3 protein-coding genes and 1 pseudogene are annotated in these 2,718 nt (G+C 69.1%); all 4 read left to right on the top strand.

Annotated elements, in window-relative coordinates; translation table 11 throughout:
• A partial coding sequence (locus tag FL311_RS42520) for a PQQ-dependent sugar dehydrogenase (protein WP_141333312.1) occupies positions 1 to 1,151 on the top strand: 1,151 nt, incomplete at its 5' end.
• A gap of 173 nt (positions 1,152 to 1,324) precedes the next feature.
• Positions 1,325 to 2,038, top strand: a complete 714-nt coding sequence (locus FL311_RS42515) for a MotA/TolQ/ExbB proton channel family protein (protein ID WP_046716312.1) — start codon at positions 1,325 to 1,327, stop codon at positions 2,036 to 2,038.
• A 3-nt stretch (positions 2,039 to 2,041) separates the two neighbouring features.
• The gene (locus tag FL311_RS42510) at positions 2,042 to 2,476 is read left to right on the top strand and encodes a biopolymer transporter ExbD (protein WP_141333310.1); all 435 of its coding nucleotides are present in this window, start codon (positions 2,042 to 2,044) and stop codon (positions 2,474 to 2,476) included.
• Positions 2,477 to 2,492: 16 nt separating this feature from the next.
• Positions 2,493 to 2,718, top strand: a pseudogene (locus tag FL311_RS42505) (energy transducer TonB); the annotation flags it as partial.

The following is a 2,718-nucleotide window of genomic DNA, read 5'->3' as shown; positions in this document are numbered from 1 at the left end:
CCCCACAGGTCGCCGCGCCCCTCGCGTCCCCCTTCCCTCCCGCCTTCCCCGGCCAGACGAACGGCCCCGTCGTCGTCTCGCAGACGCGTTACAAAGTCACCACCATTGCAAGTGGCTTCAACTACCCCTGGGCCATCGCCTTCCTCCCGGACGGGCGGATGCTGGTGACGGAGAAGCCCACCGGGAAGCTCTACATCGTCACCCAGCAGGGCGCGAAGTCCGCGCCCGTGGCGGGCCTGCCGCCCGTGGACGGCCGGGGCCAGGGCGGGCTGATGGACGTGGAGGTGGGCCCCGACTACGCCCAGAGCCGCTACATCTACTGGAGCTATTACGAGCCGCGCGAGGCGGGCAACGGCCGGCCCACCGCGGGCAACGGCCTGGCCGTCGCGCGAGGCAAGCTGGTGGACGGCCCCCAGCCGCGCATCGAGGCCCTGCAGATCATCTTCCGCATGAAGCCCACGCTGGACTCGACGCTGCACGCGGGCGGGCGCATCGTGTTCCACCCGGACGGCACCCTGTTCGTCACGCTGGGCGAGCGCTCCATCCTCCCCGGCCGCGTCCAGGCCCGACAGCTCAACAGCCACTTCGGCAAGATCGTCCGCATCTTCCCCGACGGCACCGTCCCCTCGAACAACCCCTTCTACAACCAGGTCGGCGCCCGCTCGGAGATCTTCTCCCTGGGCCACCGCAACATCCTGGCCGCAGCGCTCGACTCACGCGGCCGGCTCTGGGAGGCGGAGATGGGCCCGTTGGGCGGCGACGAGCTCAACCTGGTGGAGCGCGGCAAGGACTACGGCTGGCCCACCATCGGCTACGGCACCGAGTACTCCGGCGCCCCCATCCACCAATCCGGCCAGGGCCCGGGCATGGAGCAACCCGTTTACTTCTGGAACCCAGTGATATCTCCGTCCGGGATGACCATCTACTCGGGGAACCTGTTCCCGGAGTGGCGGGGGAACATCTTCATCGGAGCGCTGTCAGGGCACGCGCTCATCCGGCTCGTCCTCCAGAATGACCGGGTGGTGGGCGAGGAGCGACTCAAGCCCGCGGGCAACGGCCGGGTGCGCGAGGTGGTCCAGGGCCCCGAGGGCGCGCTGTACCTGCTCACCGACGACCCGAACGGCCGCCTGCTCAAGATGACCCCCCAATGAAGGTGCCGGACCCACGCGGACCAGCACTCCGAGTCCGCGTGGGGAACCGGGCCTGAAGAGGAGCGGACGGCCGGGCAACAAATGTGTTTCCAGTCGCTGCCCGAGGGCCCGGGAAGCGGACAAACCGGCTGATCCATTTGACTTTCAGGGCGGACGGAGAAACAGATGGGCGCATGACGCTCCCCCCCATCCTCCTGGCCCAGTCAGGACACTCCGAGCTCGGCTGGCTCAGCAGCAAGCTGCTCGGCGTCACGCTCACGTCCGCCGAGTGGGTCCTCTGGATTCTCGTCGTCCTCTCGGTGCTCTCCATCGCCATCATGCTGGAGCGCGCGGTGTACTTCGCCCGCCACCGGCTGCCGGACTCGGAGGCGCTCGCGGTGCGGCTGGCGAAGGGTGACTTCGATGCGGGGCGCAAGGCCATCGAGGGCAAGACGGGCATGGAGGCCGCCGTCATCCGCGAGGCGCTCGCCGCCAGCGCGCAGGGCGCCGACACCGTGGAGCAGGTCATCGCCTCCACCGTCGCGCGCGAGCGTCCCCAGTACGAGCGCTTCCTGTCCTTCCTGGGCACGCTGGGCAACAACGCGCCGTTCATCGGTCTGTTCGGCACCGTGCTCGGCATCATCAAGGCGTTCAACGATCTGGGCGCCAGCAACGTGAAGGGCGCGGCCATCCAGCAGACCGTCATGGCCGGCATCTCCGAGGCGCTCGTCGCCACGGCGGTGGGCCTGGCCGTCGCGATTCCCGCCGTCGTCGCGTTCAACATCTTCAACCGTCAGCTCAAGACGGTGACCAGCCGCACCAACGCCCTGGGCCACGCGCTCGTCGGCAGCATGCGCGCCTCGGGGCGCACGCCGGACACGGCCGCCCGCGCCGCGGAGGTCCGCTAGGTCATGGCGGGCGGCGCGCAGGACAACGAAGAGGAAATCACGGGCATCAACGTCACGCCGCTGGTGGACGTGGTGCTGGTGCTGCTCATCATCTTCATGGTGACGGCGAACTTCATCGTCCGCGAGACGGTGGAGGTGGACCTGCCTCGCGCGGCCAACGGCGGCGAGACGGTGCAGGGCCTGGTCAATGTCGTGCTCGACAAGGAGGGCAAGCTCTACTTCGACGGCGCGCAGGTGACGGAGCCGGAGCTGACCACCAAGGTCGCGGAGGCCGTGGCCAAGGACAAGGACACGCGCGCCATCATCAGCGCCGACCAGACCATCGCCTACGGCCAGGTGATGCGCCTCATCGACACGGTGAAGGGCCAGGGCATCGCCAAGTTCGCCCTCAACATCGAGAAGGACGTGGCCCCCGCGGCCGCGCCCGCCACTCCCTGACGGCACGACCCAGCACATGAGCCAGGCGGTCCTCCAAGACAACTCCTTCCCCCGCCGCGAGCGCTCGCTCGTGTTCGTGGGCGCCTTCCTGCTCGTGTCGCTGGTGCTGCACGGCGTGGGCTTCTGGTACCTGAGCCACATGGCGGACCGGCCCCGGCCGGTGGTGCAGCGCCCCGTGGAGCTGGTCATGGTGGAGGTACAGAAGCCCCCTCCGCCGCCGCCTCCCGAGGAGAAGAAGGAGG

It is taken from the genome of Myxococcus sp. AB025B (assembly GCF_006518215.1).
Taxonomy (GTDB): domain Bacteria; phylum Myxococcota; class Myxococcia; order Myxococcales; family Myxococcaceae; genus Myxococcus; species Myxococcus fulvus.
The sequence above is the reverse complement of the archived record's forward strand: the minus strand, read 5'-3'. Positions and strand labels throughout refer to the sequence as shown.